General features: G+C 60.1%; 19 protein-coding genes and 1 riboswitch. Of the genes, 13 read left to right on the forward strand and 6 right to left on the reverse strand.

The annotated features are described in order from the left end of the window. Positions 1 to 15 precede the first annotated feature (15 nt). Both pheT and VR71_RS17910 read right to left on the reverse strand, forming a co-directional pair. On the reverse strand, positions 16 to 2,415 hold the full coding sequence (gene pheT, locus VR71_RS17905; protein ID WP_045686010.1) for a phenylalanine--tRNA ligase subunit beta: 2,400 nt from the start codon (positions 2,413 to 2,415) through the stop codon (positions 16 to 18). Positions 2,416 to 2,526: 111 nt separating this feature from the next. Beyond that, complete coding sequence (locus tag VR71_RS17910; RefSeq protein WP_009816711.1) at positions 2,527 to 3,543, reverse strand: D-cysteine desulfhydrase; 1,017 nt, start codon at positions 3,541 to 3,543, stop codon at positions 2,527 to 2,529. Between the two features lie 96 nt (positions 3,544 to 3,639). On the opposite strand from VR71_RS17910, the gene VR71_RS17915 reads away from it, so the two are divergent. After that, positions 3,640 to 4,512 carry a LysR substrate-binding domain-containing protein gene (locus VR71_RS17915; RefSeq protein WP_045686011.1) on the forward strand — a complete coding sequence of 291 codons (873 nt, stop codon included), beginning with the start codon at positions 3,640 to 3,642 and terminating at the stop codon, positions 4,510 to 4,512. A gap of 6 nt (positions 4,513 to 4,518) precedes the next feature. On the opposite strand, the gene VR71_RS17920 is transcribed toward VR71_RS17915, so the two are convergent. Further along, entirely contained in the window at positions 4,519 to 5,223 is a 705-nt protein-coding gene (locus tag VR71_RS17920) for a histidine kinase (RefSeq protein ID WP_045686012.1), read from the reverse strand. A gap of 24 nt (positions 5,224 to 5,247) precedes the next feature. After that, on the reverse strand, positions 5,248 to 5,481 hold the full coding sequence (locus VR71_RS17925) for a hypothetical protein (RefSeq protein WP_009816708.1): 234 nt from the start codon (positions 5,479 to 5,481) through the stop codon (positions 5,248 to 5,250). A 193-nt stretch (positions 5,482 to 5,674) separates the two neighbouring features. Between VR71_RS17925 and VR71_RS17930 the strand changes: the two genes are divergently transcribed. The 4 genes from VR71_RS17930 (at position 5,675) to VR71_RS17945 (ending at position 8,493) form a co-directional block, all read left to right on the forward strand. After that, the gene (locus tag VR71_RS17930) at positions 5,675 to 6,070 is read left to right on the forward strand and encodes a hypothetical protein (RefSeq protein WP_296430553.1); all 396 of its coding nucleotides are present in this window, start codon (positions 5,675 to 5,677) and stop codon (positions 6,068 to 6,070) included. A 27-nt stretch (positions 6,071 to 6,097) separates the two neighbouring features. After that, positions 6,098 to 6,580 (forward strand): hypothetical protein, encoded by a 483-nt coding sequence (locus tag VR71_RS17935; RefSeq protein WP_009816706.1) that lies wholly within the window; start codon positions 6,098 to 6,100, stop codon positions 6,578 to 6,580. A gap of 76 nt (positions 6,581 to 6,656) precedes the next feature. Beyond that, entirely contained in the window at positions 6,657 to 7,277 is a 621-nt protein-coding gene (locus VR71_RS17940) for a ribonuclease HII (protein WP_045686102.1), read from the forward strand. Between the two features lie 100 nt (positions 7,278 to 7,377). Then, entirely contained in the window at positions 7,378 to 8,493 is a 1,116-nt protein-coding gene (locus tag VR71_RS17945; protein WP_009816704.1) for a site-specific DNA-methyltransferase, read from the forward strand. A gap of 83 nt (positions 8,494 to 8,576) precedes the next feature. Here the strand turns inward: VR71_RS17945 and VR71_RS17950 are convergent, their stop codons facing one another. Further along, positions 8,577 to 9,959: an MmgE/PrpD family protein gene (locus tag VR71_RS17950; RefSeq protein WP_254656374.1), complete on the reverse strand. Its 1,383-nt coding sequence runs from the start codon at positions 9,957 to 9,959 to the stop codon at positions 8,577 to 8,579. Positions 9,960 to 10,070: 111 nt separating this feature from the next. Beyond that, positions 10,071 to 10,172: riboswitch (TPP riboswitch) on the forward strand. 45 nt (positions 10,173 to 10,217) lie between these two features. Between VR71_RS17950 and thiD the strand changes: the two genes are divergently transcribed. Genes thiD through tenA form a run of 8 tightly spaced genes read left to right on the forward strand, consistent with a single transcriptional unit; the run spans position 10,218 to position 16,136 of the window. Beyond that, positions 10,218 to 11,012 (forward strand): bifunctional hydroxymethylpyrimidine kinase/phosphomethylpyrimidine kinase, encoded by a 795-nt coding sequence (gene thiD / locus VR71_RS17955; RefSeq protein WP_045686014.1) that lies wholly within the window; start codon positions 10,218 to 10,220, stop codon positions 11,010 to 11,012. After that, positions 11,009 to 11,998: an FAD-dependent oxidoreductase gene (locus VR71_RS17960; RefSeq protein ID WP_045686015.1), complete on the forward strand. Its 990-nt coding sequence runs from the start codon at positions 11,009 to 11,011 to the stop codon at positions 11,996 to 11,998. The genes thiD and VR71_RS17960 overlap by 4 nt, the downstream gene beginning before the upstream one ends. Continuing rightward, positions 11,982 to 12,179, forward strand: a complete 198-nt coding sequence (gene thiS / locus VR71_RS17965; RefSeq protein WP_045686016.1) for a sulfur carrier protein ThiS — start codon at positions 11,982 to 11,984, stop codon at positions 12,177 to 12,179. Before VR71_RS17960 ends, thiS begins: the two co-directional genes overlap by 17 nt. A gap of 1 nt (position 12,180) precedes the next feature. Continuing rightward, positions 12,181 to 12,951 (forward strand): thiazole synthase, encoded by a 771-nt coding sequence (locus tag VR71_RS17970; RefSeq protein WP_045686017.1) that lies wholly within the window; start codon positions 12,181 to 12,183, stop codon positions 12,949 to 12,951. Continuing rightward, positions 12,951 to 13,547, forward strand: a complete 597-nt coding sequence (locus VR71_RS17975) for a thiamine phosphate synthase (protein WP_045686018.1) — start codon at positions 12,951 to 12,953, stop codon at positions 13,545 to 13,547. The genes VR71_RS17970 and VR71_RS17975 overlap by 1 nt, the downstream gene beginning before the upstream one ends. Continuing rightward, positions 13,544 to 14,527 carry a HesA/MoeB/ThiF family protein gene (locus VR71_RS17980; RefSeq protein ID WP_045686019.1) on the forward strand — a complete coding sequence of 328 codons (984 nt, stop codon included), beginning with the start codon at positions 13,544 to 13,546 and terminating at the stop codon, positions 14,525 to 14,527. The genes VR71_RS17975 and VR71_RS17980 overlap by 4 nt, the downstream gene beginning before the upstream one ends. After that, positions 14,524 to 15,456, forward strand: coding sequence for an ABC transporter substrate-binding protein (locus VR71_RS17985; RefSeq protein WP_045686020.1), 933 nt, complete (start codon positions 14,524 to 14,526; stop codon positions 15,454 to 15,456). The genes VR71_RS17980 and VR71_RS17985 overlap by 4 nt, the downstream gene beginning before the upstream one ends. Further along, complete coding sequence (gene tenA, locus VR71_RS17990; protein WP_045686021.1) at positions 15,453 to 16,136, forward strand: thiaminase II; 684 nt, start codon at positions 15,453 to 15,455, stop codon at positions 16,134 to 16,136. Before VR71_RS17985 ends, tenA begins: the two co-directional genes overlap by 4 nt. Positions 16,137 to 16,163: 27 nt before the next feature. Here the strand turns inward: tenA and VR71_RS17995 are convergent, their stop codons facing one another. After that, a complete protein-coding gene (locus VR71_RS17995) occupies positions 16,164 to 16,550 on the reverse strand; it encodes a DUF3307 domain-containing protein (RefSeq protein ID WP_009816694.1) in 387 nt (128 codons plus the stop codon). Between the last annotated feature and the right edge of the window lie 97 nt (positions 16,551 to 16,647).

Genomic DNA, 16,647 nt, shown 5'->3' on the forward strand with positions numbered 1-16,647 from the left:
TGTCCTCCTCTTGTCTCAGCCCCGCAGCACCCCGCCGGTGGCCTTGGTCACTTTCTCGATTATCTTGGCCGAAACAGTCTCTATTTCGGCCTCAGTCAGCGTTTTATCGCGCGGTTGCAGCCGCACAGTGAGGGCCAGAGATTTCTTGCCCTCGCCCAGATTACCGCCGATGAACGCGTCAAAGATACGCACATCCTCGATCAACGCCTTATCTGCGCCGGACGCCGCATTGATCAAGGTGAGCGCTTCGATCTGCGCATCCACGACAAAGGCGAAATCCCGTTCAACGGCTTGCAAGTCACTGATATCCAGAGCACCTCTGCTCGCCGAGCTCTTGCGCGGCAGGGGAATATCAGCCGGATACAGGGTAAAGGCCACGGCAGGTCCTTTGACATCCAGCGCCTGCAAAATACGCGGATGAACCTCTCCGAACACGCCCAGAACCTTCTTCGGGCCAAGACAAATCCGCCCATGCCGGCCCGGATGGAACCAGACCGGACCATCCCGCAGGATCTGCACCTTGGACGGTGCGCCAATCGCTGACAGGATCGCTTCTGCATCCGCCTTGGCGTCAAACACATCAACCGCCCGCGCGCTCCCATGCACGTCCTTCGGTCCGGTGCGACCAACCAGCAGACCCGCTACCTGTAGGTGTTGCTCTCCCGGTTCACCCCCATGGAATGCGTGCCCCACCTCGAATAGGGCCAGATCCATGATCCCTCGCGCCTGATTGCGCGCTGCCGCTTGCAACAGACCGGGCAGCAAATCGGGGCGCATATGACTCATGTCCGAACTGATCGGATTGGCCAGCATTGTCGCATCATCTCCACCGCCAAACAGCGTCGCCGCCGCATGGTCGATAAAGCTGTAGGTGACGCATTCATTATAGCCAAGCGCCGCCCCCGTACGCCGAGCGATCTGCTCGCGCTTTTGCATCGGGCTCAGAATTGGCTTCGGCACGCCCGGCAGCGCGCGCGCCATTGGCCGGCCTTTCAGTTTGGTCAGCGACGCAATCCGCGCCACCTCTTCCACCAGATCGGCCTCGCCCAGAATATCCGGTCGCCAGCTAGGGACATAGGCCATGCTGCCTTCTATCTTGAACCCAAGCGCCGTAAGTGTCTGACGTTGCTCGCTTTCTGGAATGTCCATCCCGACGAGAGATTGCACCCGAGCCGGGTCTAGCCGATAGGCGCGGCTCACATCCGGCACCTTGCCCGCGACCACGCGGTTGGACGGAACGCCACCGCAAAGATCCAGGATCATCTGCGTCGCCAGATCCAGCGCCTCCATGTTGAACGCGGGATCAATGCCACGCTCGTTGCGATAGCGCGCGTCGGAGTTGATCCGCAGGGCACGGCCGGTCGTGGCGATTTGCACCGTGTCCCAGACCGCCGCTTCCAGAAACACATTCACGGTCTCATCGGTGCATCCCGTTGGAAGCCCGCCCATGATGCCACCAATGCTCTCGATGCCGCTGTCATCGGAAATTACCACCTGACCGCGGCCAAAGGTATATTCCTTTTCGTCGAGGCCTATCAGCGTCTCGCCGCCCGTCGTGCGATGCACGCGCAGATCACTGCTCACCTTGTCAGCGTCGAACACATGCAAGGGGCGGTTGCGGTCATAGGTGAAAAAGTTGGTAATATCGACAAGCGTTGAAATGGGGCGCAGCCCGATGGCCCGCAACCGCTGTTGCAGCCACTCGGGCGAGGGGCCGTTCTTGACTCCCCGGATCAGTCGTCCGGCAAAAACCTCACAGCCGCCGGTCGCGGTATCTTCGTCAATCGTCACGCCAATGGGGCAAGAGAATTGCCCTTCAATATCAACGGTTTTAGCGGGTTTCATCGTGCCCAGCCCCCGCGCCGCGAGATCGACTGCGATGCCGCGCACGCCAAGCGCATCGGGACGGTTTGGGGTAATCGCAATCTCGATCACCGGGTCCACCTTGGCGGGGTCATGTGTGGCCAACCAATCAGTGAACCGCTCGCCCACCTCGCCCGAGGGCAGCTCGATGATGCCGTCGTGCTCTTCGCTCAACTCCATCTCGCGCTCGGAACACATCATGCCATAGCTCTCGATACCACGGATCTTGCCCACGCCGATGGTGGTGTCGATCCCGGGCACATAGACGCCCGGCTTGGCGATCACTACGGTAATCCCTTCACGTGCATTGGGCGCGCCGCAGATGATCTGTGTCTCGCCATCCGCCGTGGCCACCTGACAGACTCGCAGCCGGTCCGCATCGGGATGCGGTTCCGCCTTGAGCACCTTGCCGATGGTAAACTCACGCAGCCGCGCGGCGGGATCGGTGATCCCCTCTACCTCCAGCCCCAGATCGGTCAGGGTCTCGGCGATCTCGGTAACCGAGGCCGTGGTTTCCAGGTGCTCTTTCAGCCAGGACAGTGTGAATTTCATGCGTGCTTTTCCGCCTGCAAATATGGGTTACAGAGGGCTTTACCGGATATGTCGGGCATGGAAAACCCCGCATTGCTGCGGGGCTTTGTCTTGGTCGCCGGTTCAGGCGGATTACTTCTTCCAGCGGCCCGAGAAATCAAAGGCGCTGTCATAACCAAAGAGCGCGACAGAGCCTCCGGTATGCAGAAACACGACACGCTCGCCTTTCTTGAAATGACCCTTGCGGATCAGGTCGATAAAGCCCGCAGCCCCCTTGGCCGAATAGACCGGATCGAGCAGGATCGCCTCCAACTCGGCAAACATGTGAATTGCCTCGATGCCGGATTCTGTAGGAATACCATAGCCTTCGCCGACGTAATCGGTATTGGCGACCACATCCTCGCGCTTGACCACACCGGCGCAGCCCAGCTTTTCAGCAGTGGCACAGGCGAGGTTATAGACGTTCTCTTCCTGCTTTGCCTTGGGCGCGCGCACGCCAATTCCGAGGAGCGGAATCTGCGCATTCATCGCTTTGAGCCCGGTGATCAGCCCCGCCTGCGTGCCTGCACTTCCGGTGGCATGGACAATGTGATCCACCTTGAGCGCCCGATCATTGAACTGCGCCAGCATCTCAAAGGCGCAGTTGACATAGCCTAGCGCGCCCGTCGGGTTCGACCCACCACCGGGGATGGTATAGACATTGCGCCCCTCGGCGCGGAACTTGTCCGCGACCTTTTCCATCTCGGCATTCATATCGCCGCCGCCGGGGCGCTTTTCCGTGGTCGCGCCGTGCATATGGTCCAGAAGGACGTTGCCGCCATTGTTGTAGTTGGCGTTGTTGGAGCCGGTTCTGTCCTCAAGTAGCAGGTGGCAATCCATGCCCAGCTTGGCCGCAAAGGCCGCCGTTTGGCGCGCGTGGTTGGACTGGGTGGCGCCCTGGGTCATCACCATATCCGCGCCCTGCAATTCGGCCTCGGCCATCAGGAACTCGAGCTTGCGGGTCTTGTTACCACCGGTGCTGAGGCCGGTGCAATCGTCGCGCTTGATCCAGATTTCCGGCCCGTTCAATTCCTTGGTCAAACGATCCAGTCGCTCAAGTGGCGTTGGCAGATGGGCGAGAAATCGGCGGGGATAGCGGGCAAGATGCATGGGTGTCCTCCATTAACATGCGTTTTCTGTAGGCTAAGGCGGGACATTGGCCGCGTCTAATGCTATTATCGTCACCTATAATGCAAGGGGTGCAATATGCGGCTGGAATGGCTGGATGATATTCTAGCAGTAGCAGATGCGGGATCACTCGCACGCGCCGCCGAGATACGGCATGTCAGTCAATCCGCCTTCACCCGACGTCTGCGTGCCATTGAAGAGGCGCTCGGCGTGCCGCTCTTTGACAGGCGGCGCAAACCCGTGGTGCTTTTACCCGATATCGAGGCGCAGGCAGGCGAGATGCGGGCGCTGGCCACGCAACTGCGCCACCTACGCGAGAACCTGATGCAGAGCTCCGGCGCCCGCGGCCTCACGCTCGCCTGTCAGCATGCCATCACCACCACCCATTCCCCCGCGATTGTCAGCATCCTGACCGCACAAGGCGGGCGACCCGTGCGGGTGCGCTCTGACAACCGCGAGGAATGTCTCTTGCGCCTTTTATCCGGCGAGGCCGATCTGGCCGTGGTCTATGCCGTGCCCGAGATTGCGCCGCTCACGCTCAGCCGAAGTTTCGAGCAGGTGCTCTTGGGACGCGAACGGCTGAGGCCCGTGGCGGCCCCGCGTCTTGCGCAGGGTGACGATCTGCCGTTCATCGGCTATCCGGGAGACGTGTTTCTGGGTCAGATCATGGCCCGCGCGATCCTGCCACGGATTCCCGCAAACCGTATCCTGCGCCGTCGGGCCGAAACCGCCCTGACGCTGGCAGCCCATGAATATGCGCGCCGGGGAATCGGGGTGGCATGGCTTCCCGAAGGCATGGTGCAACGCGATCTGGATGAGGGGCGTCTGGTGCCGCTCGATCTGACCCTACCGGGGCAGGAAATGGAGCTTTGGATGATCCGGCTCAGTGAACGCAGCGATGATGGCTGGGCGCATGATTGGTCGAGGCTGGTCGCGGCATTGGGTGTCTGAGCCAGCTCAGACCACCCGGATCACATCCTTGTCGATGGCGAGCATATATCCATGACGCGCGATATTCTTGACCAAAAGCTCGCTCACCAACTGATTGCCCAAGGTATCACGAAGGCGTTTGATCCGTGTGGCGCCCGCCGCCTCTTCGCAATCCTCGGGCTTGCGGCCTGAAATCACCGCCTCAATCTCTGCTCCGGTCATCACGTCATCATCCATCCGCGCCTCGGCCAGAACGCTGAGGGTTTCCATGGCGGCATCGGTCAGCTTGAATCCCATATCGTTGAGATAGACCGTCTTTTCATCGCGGCTGATCAACAGCGAACTGACCTGAATTCCCGACCGCTCGATTTGTGCCATCCGGCGGTTGAGGGTAATCAGCATCACCAGAAACACAAGTGAGGCCACGAGGAGCGCTGTTGCAAAGACCAGCAGTACAAAGATGACCATCCTGTAACTGACCAATGTTTCTGAGAATGCCGTGCCAGAAAGAGCAAGGATCTCCAGCAGTTTGATTTCGCCTTGACCGGTCAGTGCGTCGTTCTCGACAAATATCCGCTCGACCCGCGCATTAAAGGCGTTGGCGTCCGGCAGGCTGAGAAACAGGAAAATGGCCGCAATCGTGAGGATCGCCACAATGCCACCCACTCCAGCAATCACCACGCGGTTGCCAGATCGGCGCGCATCGGCGGCGGTGGTGGTTATCCCGCGCATCGGCGCGCCTGTGAAAATGTCACCTTAGTTTTCCTTCTTCGACAGCACCTTGAGCAAGGTCAGCCCTTGCTGTGCCAATTGCGCTCGAAGGGCCGCCTCTGCCGAGGCGCAGGGCGCGTTCACGACGGTCACGTCGTAATAAAGCTCAAGCGGTTTGTCGCGCTTGGCCTTGTATTCCACCTGACAGGCCGCATGCGCCGAAGATGCGGCAAGGACGAGGCCAAAGGCAAGAATGAGGGGGCGTATGCTTTGTGTCATTCGGCGAAGATGCGCCAAGGCCAGCAGCTATTCAATAACTTGTGCGACGGAGTGACCGCGAAACGGCGTGTTATCTGATATCATCTGGGCGTTATTGCCTGTCTGGACAGCCTGCCCTCACCCTTGGGTTACAGCGTCCGGTCATGTGGGCCGACGCAGAGTAACGACCGTCAGCATCCTGAAAGGAATGACCATGCATCGCAAGTTCATCGCTCTCATCATCGGCGCGGCTCTGACCGTGACCAGCCTCACCGCCGCACCTGTCCAAGCGCAGAACCGGGGCGAGACCGCCGCCATCATCGCCGGTGTGGCTGCGCTGGCCATCGTCGGCGCCGCGATTTCCGACGACCGTAACCGCGACCGCCGCAAGGATTATGTCACACGTGGTCACGGATATCAGCAACCCTACTATGCCCCCAAAAGACATCACAAGCAGGTCTACAAGCACAGCCCCAAGCGGCATCACTACAACCAGCAGCGCTATTATCAACCCCAGCGTGGCTATGGGCGTCCACACCAAGGCCGCCCGGTCTATCAGCGCGGGTATGGCAACCACGTTCCTTACCACCGGGACAATCATCGCAACTAAACTCGTCGCATCTGAAAGGAGCGTCCGATGTTCAGCAAATTCACCTCAGTCCTTATGATCGGCGCTCTTGCGCTGACCACGGTCACCGCAACGCCTGCGCTTGCCCGCGATAAAAGCGACAATCGCAACCTCGCCGTTGGGCTTGCCTTGGGCGCAATCGTTGGCGCGGCGATTGCCAGCAACAACAAGCAGAAAAACAACGGCGGGTATCGGGACTACGATGGTCGAAATGACTACAACCATGATCGTCGCCATGACAACGCCTATGACGATCGCGGCCATGGCAACGGTCGCGGAGGCTATGGCAACACCTATGGCCGGGCGCAGCGCGTCAACTTGCCGGGGGCCTGTCGTGTCTACGCGGGCAACCGGGCTGGATATTCTGGCCGCTGCCTGAACCAGCGTTACGGCTCTTACAATGCCCTGCCGTCAGCCTGTGCCGTGCGCGTAGGCGGGCATCATCAGGTGATCTATCGCGACAATTGTCTGAACCAATACGGCTATTACTGAACCCTTCGAGCAGACGGGAGGGGGAGGGGCTTGCCCCTCCCTTTGCATTTGCCGCCGCCCTGTGTATTTGCGGGCCATGTCCGGTCCTGATTTCAGCCATGAACACACCGCCCATTCACAGGGCTATCGGCGCATTGCCGGTGTTGACGAGGTCGGGCGCGGACCGCTGGCGGGGCCGGTGACCGCCGCCGCCGTGATCCTGGATCCGGGCAATATTCCCGAAGGCCTGAATGATTCCAAAACGCTGAGTGCTGCCCGTCGCGCGGTGCTCTGTGGCGTAATCCTCGCGACGGCACATGTCAGTGTCGCCCATGCCAGCGTAGACGAGATTGACCGGCTTAATATCCTGCGCGCCTCACATCTCGCGATGGAGCGTGCAATTGCGGGGCTTGGACTTGCGCCTGACCTCGCGCTGATTGATGGCAACCTGATCCCACGCGGTCTGACCCTGCCAGCCCGCGCCATTGTGCGCGGCGATGCCATTTCACTCTCTATTGCGGCAGCCTCAATTGTCGCGAAAATCAGGCGCGATCAGATCATGTGGGATTTGGCGCAACAGTTTCCCGGTTATGGCTGGGAGCGAAACGCAGGATACCCGTCGAAAAGCCACAAGCAAGCGCTTCTAAATCTTGGGGTGACCCCACACCATAGACGTTCATTCAAACCAGTCCACAATATATTGTATCAAGAAGAATAACTAACCCTATGATTCAAAAAAGAAATTGACGGCGAATCAGCTTTGACTCATCTTGGTCCCCAACCACCAGAGCGCAAAAGCGCCGGGACAGAGGCAGAAGATGACAACAATGACCAAAGCCAAGAGCGCGCCTGCGCTCCCTCTCAATACGATTATTGCCGGTGATTGCATCGAGGTGATGAACAGCTTGCCAGAGGCAAGCGTCGATCTCATTTTTGCCGATCCACCCTATAATCTCCAACTCAAGGGTGATCTGCATCGTCCTGACAATAGCCAGGTGGATGCGGTCGATGATGCGTGGGACCAGTTTGCCAGCTTCGCTGCTTATGATAAGTTCACCCATGACTGGCTCAAAGCGGCGCGCCGACTGCTTAAACCCCATGGGGCAATCTGGGTCATCGGATCTTATCACAACATTTTTCGGGTAGGGGCGGCGTTGCAGGACGCGGGCTATTGGATCCTGAACGATGTGATTTGGCGCAAGTCCAACCCGATGCCGAATTTCCGCGGCAAGCGCCTGACCAACGCGCATGAAACGATGATCTGGGCCTCGAAATCAGAGGGCGCGAAATACACATTCAATTACGAGGCGCTGAAATCGCTGAATGATGGCGTGCAGATGCGCTCGGATTGGGTGCTCCCGCTCTGCACCGGGCATGAGCGGCTCAAGGATGACAAGGGCGACAAGGCGCATCCGACGCAAAAACCCGAGAGCCTGTTGCACCGCGTCTTGGTCGGGTCCACCAACCCCGGAGATGTCATTCTGGATCCATTTTTTGGCACGGGCACCACAGGGGCCGTTGCCAAGATGCTGGGCCGCGACTACATCGGCATCGAGCGTGAGGCCGCCTATCGCGTGGTCGCGGAAAAGCGGCTGGCAAGCATTCGCAAATTTGACCGCGACGCGCTTCAGGTCTCGACCTCGAAACGGGCAGAGCCGCGCGTGCCCTTTGGTCAGTTGATTGAGCGCGGCATGTTGCGTCCCGGTGAAATGCTCACATCCATGAACGGGAAATGCGCCGCAAAGGTGCGCGCTGATGGCACTTTGGTGGCTGATAGTATCAAGGGCTCGATCCATCAGGTCGGCGCACATCTCGAAGGCGCGCCCTCTTGTAATGGCTGGACCTATTGGTGCTTCAAGCGCGAGGGCAAGGTTGTGCCTATCGACGTGCTACGCCAGCAAATACGCTCGGAAATGGAAGAGCGCCCCAACTGATCCCCAAGACACCGCCGGTGCCCAAGGCCTGACTTTCTCGGGCACCATTGACCTGCCCCGCCTTCATGGCGGGGCTTTTTTCGTCACTGGTCCGGGGCACGAGTGACAAGAGCGGTCAGCTCGGAAAAGAGTGTATTGGGCTGCAATAGTCTCTCTTTCATATCCCAGAGCGCGGAGATGCGCCCTGCGGACAGAACATGACCAGCCATTGCATCTAACTTGGCTCTTATGTCCGCCTCGGGCATCGGGGCCTCAGGTCCGCCGCGCGCATTGACATCGCCTGAGGAAAGCCGCCGCCCGTCCCGCAGGATGGCCGTGACATCCGACCAGCGCCCGGCGGGAAAGCGGGCGGAATGGCGCGGTTCTTCGCGCACGGTGATACGGGCATGTATCTTGGCAACGTCTGCATTCCGAAGTCCTGCGCCGGTTATGTGTTCCGGGCCGATCCGCCCATGAACCAACAAGGACGCGAGAGCAAAGCCAAGCGAATACTGTGCCTCGCTGGTGGTGGTGGGAAGTCCGGAGTAAAGCGCAGCAGATTCAGCAAAGGTTGCAACCTCAAGCGTCTCGATTTCGGGTCCAGTAACCGCGTGCTCGACCATCAGCACGCGAACGCCTTCGAGCGCACCATGGGCCCAACGACAGATTGGATAGGGCTTAATGTAGTTCCGCAAGAGCGTCCAATCCTGTCCCAAATCTCCCCAAATATGCGTCACGTCGGCCCCTTCGACCGTGATGGCGGGCGCGCCGATAAAGCCACGCTCGGCCTGTATCAGAGACGAAATCCCAACCAATGCGCCCATTCCTGACCCATCATGCAGCATGGTGGGATTGGCGATCTCGCGCATCATCTGACTGCGCGGCCCATGGTATTCGGCGATACCCATGGCCTGACGCAACACCTCGGGCGTTTGCCTCCGAAGATGTGCCCCCAGTGTCGCGACCCCTAATGCATTCCATGCCCCCGACGTGTGGTAATCAGCGGTGGTGGCATGCAGCGCGACGCCCGCCCGTGCGGCTATCTCATAGCCCACGGCAAGGGCTGTGAGCGCCTGCCGCCCGGTCAGATCCAAGGATTGCTCGGCATAGGCAAAGAGCGCTGGCACCAGGGCACAGCCGATATGTCCCTTGGTCGGGTTGTAGCCATCATGCCCATCGAGATTGTCAATCTGCGTGGCCAAGGCCCAAGCCGCCCCCGGCCTCGCGCAGCGCCGACCATCAAAGAGCAAAGTTGCGCTGTGTTTGTCACTACTCGCACCGTGAAAATCGACCGCAAACTCGCGCGCGATCCTACTCACGTCGAGCGATGCCGCCCCCGCCGCAACTCCAAGTGTGTCGACAAGCAGTAATGCGGCCCGTTCAAGCACCGCCTCAGGAATGGAAACCGAAGGATCAAGCGAAAAGTCAGCGATCTTATCAAACTGATGAGGCACCGGAGCAAAGGACATCAAGGCATCTTTCTGCAAGGAACATTTCCTCACCCTGACGCGATTACGCGAAGCCTTGAGTCCTGTTTGCGACATGTCCTATCCCGCAATCTCCTCTTGCAGCATAAGAAATCGGCTGTTAGCTATTGGCAACATCCGTTGGGGTGCCCGTTTTCGGGCTGAGAGACATTACGTCAACCCATCGAACCTGATCCGGTTGATACCGGCGTAGGGAACGGACATCAGCACGCAACACGCGTCCCAAGTCCGTTTCGCTCGACATGAGAGGACTGGCCGATGGTGGCAACGGCATTGACAATCGCGGGCTCCGATAGCGGCGGAGGTGCGGGGATTCAGGCGGACCTCAAGACCTTTTCGGCCCTGGGTGTTTATGGCGCCAGTGTGATCACCGCCGTGACCGCACAAAACACCTGTGCGGTCACCGATGTGCATCCCGTTCCGAATGCCGTTGTTGCCGCTCAGATCGCTGCTGTTTTGGGCGATATCAGGGTCGATTGTATCAAAATTGGCATGTTGGGCGATGCCAGCCTGATCGAGACCGTGGCAGAGGCTCTGGTGGCGTACTCTGGACCGATCGTGCTTGATCCGGTCATGGTTGCCAAATCCGGAGCAAAGCTCTTGCCGGATGCAGCCCGAGAGGCTTTGATCGCGCTACTTTTGCCGCGTGCCGATCTAATGACCCCGAATTTACCCGAGGCCGCGAGCCTTCTTGGCGCCTCAGAGGCTGAGGATGACGCTGAGATGCAAGCTCAAGGTCAGCGCCTGCGCGACATGGGTGTTCAAGCGGTACTGATGAAGGGTGGACACGGACGCGGCGACACTTGCAGCGATTGGCTGATCTCTGACGGGGTGGTGAGGTTCGACGCGCCCCGTATCGCCACGCGCAACACCCATGGGACGGGATGTACTCTGTCCTCTGCCATCACGGCGGGGCTCGCAAAGGGCCTAACATTGCACAAAGCGGTAGAGAACGCACATATCTGGCTGCATCGGGCGATTCTGGCCGCCAACATGTTGGAGATCGGCCAAGGACATGGCCCGGTGCATCATTTTCACGAGATCTGGACATGAGCAAGGCGATCACCATACGAGGGGCGGGGATCGTGGGCCTCTGCGTTGCCACAGAGTTGATCGCACAAGGCGCGCGCGTGATCCTGCGTGATCCTGCGCCAGAGCCGGGACCAACCGCATGTTCTTGGTGGGCGGGGGGTATGCTTGCGCCTTTTTGTGAAGGATTCAGTGCAGAAGAACCCGTAGTCCGCCTGGGTCAACAGGCGGCGGATTGGTGGTCAGCACAGGGCGTCAAAGTCGAGCGTAAAGGCACTCTTGTGGTAACGTTGCAACGTGATCGCCGCGAACTGGATCAATTTGCCCGAAGGACCAAGGGGCACCGGCTGGTATCAAGTGAGGAACTGGCCAAGTTAGAGCCGCATTTGGCCGAGCATCACGCTCGTGCGCTGTATTTCAAAGATGAGGCGCATATTAACCCGCGCATGGCCCTCGCGCAGTTGCGGGATCGGCTTGTTCTCTCTGGCGTCGTATTCGAGCAAAGCGCTGAGACCCCGCATGGCCCTGTGATCGATTGCCGCGGACTTGCGGCGCAAGATGCATTGCCTGAACTGCGGGGCGTCAAAGGCGAAATGGTCATCCTGCGCGCCCCGGATGTGACCCTAAATCGGCCCATCCGTCTACTTCATCCCCGCTTTCCGCTCTATATCGTCCCGCGTGGGGACGGAGTTTTGATGCTGGGCGCGACGCAGATCGAAAGTGAGGAACGCGGGCGCACCTCGGTCCGGTCTGTGATGGAGTTGCTCTCTGCTGCCTACGCACTGCACCCGGCCTTTGGCGAGGCGGAGGTGATGGAGATCGGTGCAGACGCTCGCCCAGCTTTTCCCGACAACCTGCCGCGCATCATCCGCAAAGGGGACACGATCTATGCCAACGGCCTCTTTCGTCACGGCTTTCTTCTGTCGCCTATCGTGGCACGGATGGTGGCCGGTTTGGTGACAGGCGACAATACAAACCCGGAGTTTTTGGCCCATGAATATCACGGTTAACGGCACCACGCAGGATACCGCAGCCACAACGCTCGACGCGCTGCTGACCGAGTTGGGCTATGGCGAGGCCAAGGTGGCCACAGCGGTGAATGAAAGTTTTGTTCCTGCTATAAAAAGGCCGAAACAGAGACTGAATCACGGCGACCGCATCGAGATCGTCGCACCAAGGCAAGGGGGCTGAGATGCCTGTTTTCTACGAGACCGAGATCGCATCGCGGCTGATGTTGGGTACTGCGCAATACCCGTCGCCGGCGATCCTCGCGCAGGCGTTCCGCCGCTCTGGCGCGGGCATCGCCACCGTTTCGGTGCGCCGGGAGTCCGGGGGCGACCGCGCGGGACAGGCATTCTGGGACATGATCCGCGAACTAGGCGTGCACGTCCTGCCCAATACGGCCGGCTGTCACTCGGTGCGCGAGGCGGTGACCACGGCGCAAATGGCGCGCGAGATCTTTGACACCAACTGGATCAAACTAGAGGTAATCGGCCATGCCGACACCCTGCAGCCCGACCCCTTTGGATTGGTCGAGGCGGCCCGAGTCCTGTCTGAGGACGGGTTTCAGGTGTTCCCTTACTGCACCGAGGATCTCGTGCTCTGCGAGCGGCTTGTCGAGGCCGGGTGCCGGGTTCTGATGCCTTGGGGCGCACCCATTGGTACGGGGCTGGGACTCAACAATATCTATGGGTTGCGCAGTTTGCGCGCGCATTTCCCCGATCTGCCCTTGGTGATCGACGCTGGCCTTGGCCTTCCCTCACAGGCGGCGCACGCGATGGAACTGGGCTATGACGCCGTTCTTCTGAACACCGCCGTCGCCAAGGCTGGCGATCCGGCCATGATGGCCGAAGGGTTCGCACGCGCGCTAGAGGCCGGGCGGCTGGCCTTTGAAGCCGACCCGATGGAGCCGCGCGACATGGCGGCACCTTCGACCCCCGTTCTGGGGAGGGCCTTTACCTGATGACCTTGCCGCGTTTCTATCCGATTTTCGATCACGCCGACTGGTTGCGCCGTCTGCTGCCGCTCGGCGTGGGGTTGGTCCAATTGCGGATCAAGGATGTTCCCAACGGCATGCTGAAACAGCAAATCGCGCTGGCACAGGGTCTGTGCCGCGCCCATGGTGCAATTCTCGTGGTTAACGATCACTGGCAGGCGGCGATTGATGCAGGCTGCACTTGGGTGCATCTGGGGCAAGAGGATCTCGATACCGCCGATATCCCTGCGCTCCGCCGCGCCGGGATCAAGATCGGGCTTAGCACCCATGACCATGCCGAACTGGACCGCGCGCTGTCCTATGCCCCTGATTACGTGGCGCTTGGTCCGGTTTATCCGACCATCCTGAAAAAGATGAAGTGGCACGAACAAGGGCTGGGCAAGCTGACGGAATGGAAGCACCTGATCGGTGATATCCCCCTCATCGCAATCGGCGGCATGTCGGTGGAGCGTGCGCAAGGCGCGTTGAGCGCCGGGGCGGATGTGGTCTCTGCCGTGACGGACATTACCCTCAACCCTGACCCCGAAGCTCGGGTGCGGCAATGGTTGGACGTGACTGGATGAGTCGTTATGCGCGTCAGATCGCCCTCCCCGAGTTCGGGACCGTGGGGCAGGACCGGCTGGCCGCGGCGCATGTGCTGGTCGTGGGCGCAGGCGGGCTGGCGGTGCCGGTGCTGCACTACCTCGTGGGTGCAGGCGTCGGGCGGATCACGTTGATGGATGGTGACCACGTTTCCCTCAGCAACCTGCACCGTCAGACGCTGTTTCGCATGGCGGATATCGGCAAACACAAGGCACGGGTTGCGGCCACACATATGACCGCTCTCAACCCGGATTGCACGATTTCCGCCGTGTTAGAGCCGCTTGATCCGCTAAACGCTCCCCGCTATGTCACTGCCGCCGATCTGGTTCTCGACTGCGCTGACAGTTTCGCGGCGAGCTATGTGCTGTCCGACACCTGCCTGACGCAAGGCAAGCCGCTGATCAGCGCCTCCATCGTTGGCACCTCTGGCTATGTGGGCGGCTTCTGCGCTGGCGCGCCCTCTTTGCGCGCGCTTTTCCCGGATTTGCCCGACCGGCTGGGCAGTTGCGATGCCGATGGCGTGCTGGGCCCGTCGGTTGGCGTCATAGGTAGCCTTCAGGCGCAGATGGCACTGGCGGTTTTGGCGGGAATAGAGCCTGATCCCCTTGGTCAACTCGTGACGTTCGAGGCGATTGGCCATCGCTTTGGCGGTTTCCGCTTTGATGGTGCGCCCGAGCCAGAGACCGGTTTCCGCTTTATCGCGACCGGTCAGATCACACACGACGACTGGCTGATCGACCTGCGCGCCGAGACTGAGAGCGGTCCCGCGCTGCCAAACGCCATCCGCCGCTGCGTCCCCGACTTCAATAACCCCGACACCCGCCCCCAAGGCGCGCGTGCCGTGCTCGCCTGCCGTTCCGGCCTGCGGTCTTGGCAGGCCGCGACGCGATTGCGCGCCTATTGGGACGGAGAGATTGCCTTGATCGCCCTTGGCGACGTTCAACAGGAGACTGACACATGAGACACCTCACCCTGATCCTTGCCCTGATGGCGAGTCCAGCCTTGGCGCAGGACAAGATGACGCTGATCCTCGACTGGTTCATAAACCCGGATCACGGCCCGATCATTGTGGCCGAGGAACTGGGCTATTTCCAAGACGCTGGACTTGAGGTCGAGGTGATCGCCCCTGCCGATCCCTCTGACCCGCCCAAGATGGTCGCTGCCGGCCAGGCTGATCTGGCGATTTCCTATCAGCCGCAGTTGCATATGCAGATCGAGAACGGGCTGCCGCTGCGCCGCGTTGGCACGTTGGTCGCCACGCCGCTCAACTGCCTCTTGGTGCTCGAGGATGGGCCGATCAAATCCACGGCCGATCTCAAAGGTCGCAAGGTGGGCTTCTCGGTGGCGGGTGTCGAAGAGGTTTTGCTCTCGACCATTCTCGCGCAGCATGGCCATAGCCTGAGCGACATTGAACTGGTCAGCGTCAACTGGTCACTCTCGCCCTCGCTTATGTCTGGCCAAGTGGACGCGGTCATCGGCGCCTATCGCAATTTTGAACTCAATCAGATGGAGATCGAGGGCGTTCCGGGGCGCTGTTTCTACATCGAGGAAGAGGGCGTACCCGCCTATGACGAGCTGATCTATGTCGCCAATCCCGACACGATGAACGCCGACATGATCCGCCGCTTTCTCCATGCCACAGAGCGTGCGACGCAATACATCATGAACCATCCGCAAGAGAGCTGGGAGATTTTCGCCAGCACGTCGCCCGAATTGCAGGACGAGTTGAACGAAAAGGCCTGGGTTGACACCTTTCCGCGCTTTGCCACCCGGCCCGCGGCACTCGATCATGCGCGTTACAAACGGTTCGAACAATTCCTGCTCGACACCGGGATGATCGAGAACGCAACGCCTGTCTCCGGGCTGGCCATGGACCTGAACGCAGAATGACCCAAGGATACGGAGTGACCTTTCCCCGCCTGCGCGATGCGGCGGGCACGGTTTGGCAGGATTACACCCATCACGCCTTTGTCGAGGGGCTGCGCGAGGGCACGCTGCCGCACAAGGCGTTTCTGGGCTATCTGGTGCAGGACTACGTGTTTCTCATCCATTTCGCCCGGGCCTGGGCCTTGGCCGTAACCAAGGCTGATGCTCTCGAGGAAATGCGCGCCTGTGCCGCCACGGTGAATGCGCTGGTCAATCACGAACTCAGCCTGCATGTGAAAACCTGTGCCGAGGCGGGGCTGAGCGAGGCAGACCTCTATAGCGCCGAAGAGCATCCCGCTAATCTGGCCTATACGCGCTATGTGCTCGATGCCGGGCATTCCGGCAATTTCCTCGATCTGCTGGCGGCGCTTGCCCCTTGTGTCATGGGTTACGGCGAGATTGGCACGCGGGTGGGTCCGGTTGCGGCGGATCATCCCTATGCCGAGTGGATCAACACCTATGCAGGCGACGCCTATCAACAGGTGTGCGGTGATGCGGGCGCGCTTTTCGATGGGGCTGTGGCCCGCCGTCTGGGTGCAGGAGCGCAGAGCACGCCGGGTTGGGCGCGCCTCTGCCAACGCTTCACCACCGCCACGCGGCTTGAGGTGAGTTTCTGGGATATGGGTCTGTCCTTTGGCCACTAAGTTCGACTGCCGCGCGGCCTGACATGCTCAGGCTGCGCGGCTGGCGACGATGGCAAAGAGCGCCACATAAGTGAGCTGATGCGCGGCCTGATCGAGACCAAGGTAATGCCAGAAACGCGGGTCAGCATCATCAACACCGTTCTGGCGAACAGCGCGGGATTTTGCCCAGTCGATGTGATAATGCAGGACCGTTTCCGCGATTGCGAGTCCAAGAGAAAATTTCCAAGTCAGACCGAACCAGAGCAGGATGGGCAGGCTGAATGCGCCATGCAATCCGGCGTGAAGGACACCGGAAGGATGACCATAGCGTCCCTTGTTGGCAGCCATCCACCCGGTCTGAAGCTGAAAATCGGCAAGGTAATGCTTGATCTGAAACAAGATCAAAAAAAGACTTAGGTTGAAAATGCTCGTCATGTGACACCTGGCGGCGCGGGCGTGTAGGCGGAGCTATCAGTGCAACGGTTCTCCGACAGAAACGCGATTTGAACCAAATTGGGTCGAGCGGTAATTC

Origin of the sequence: Roseovarius sp. BRH_c41 (genome assembly GCF_000961715.1) — a bacterium.
GTDB lineage: Bacteria > Pseudomonadota > Alphaproteobacteria > Rhodobacterales > Rhodobacteraceae > Roseovarius.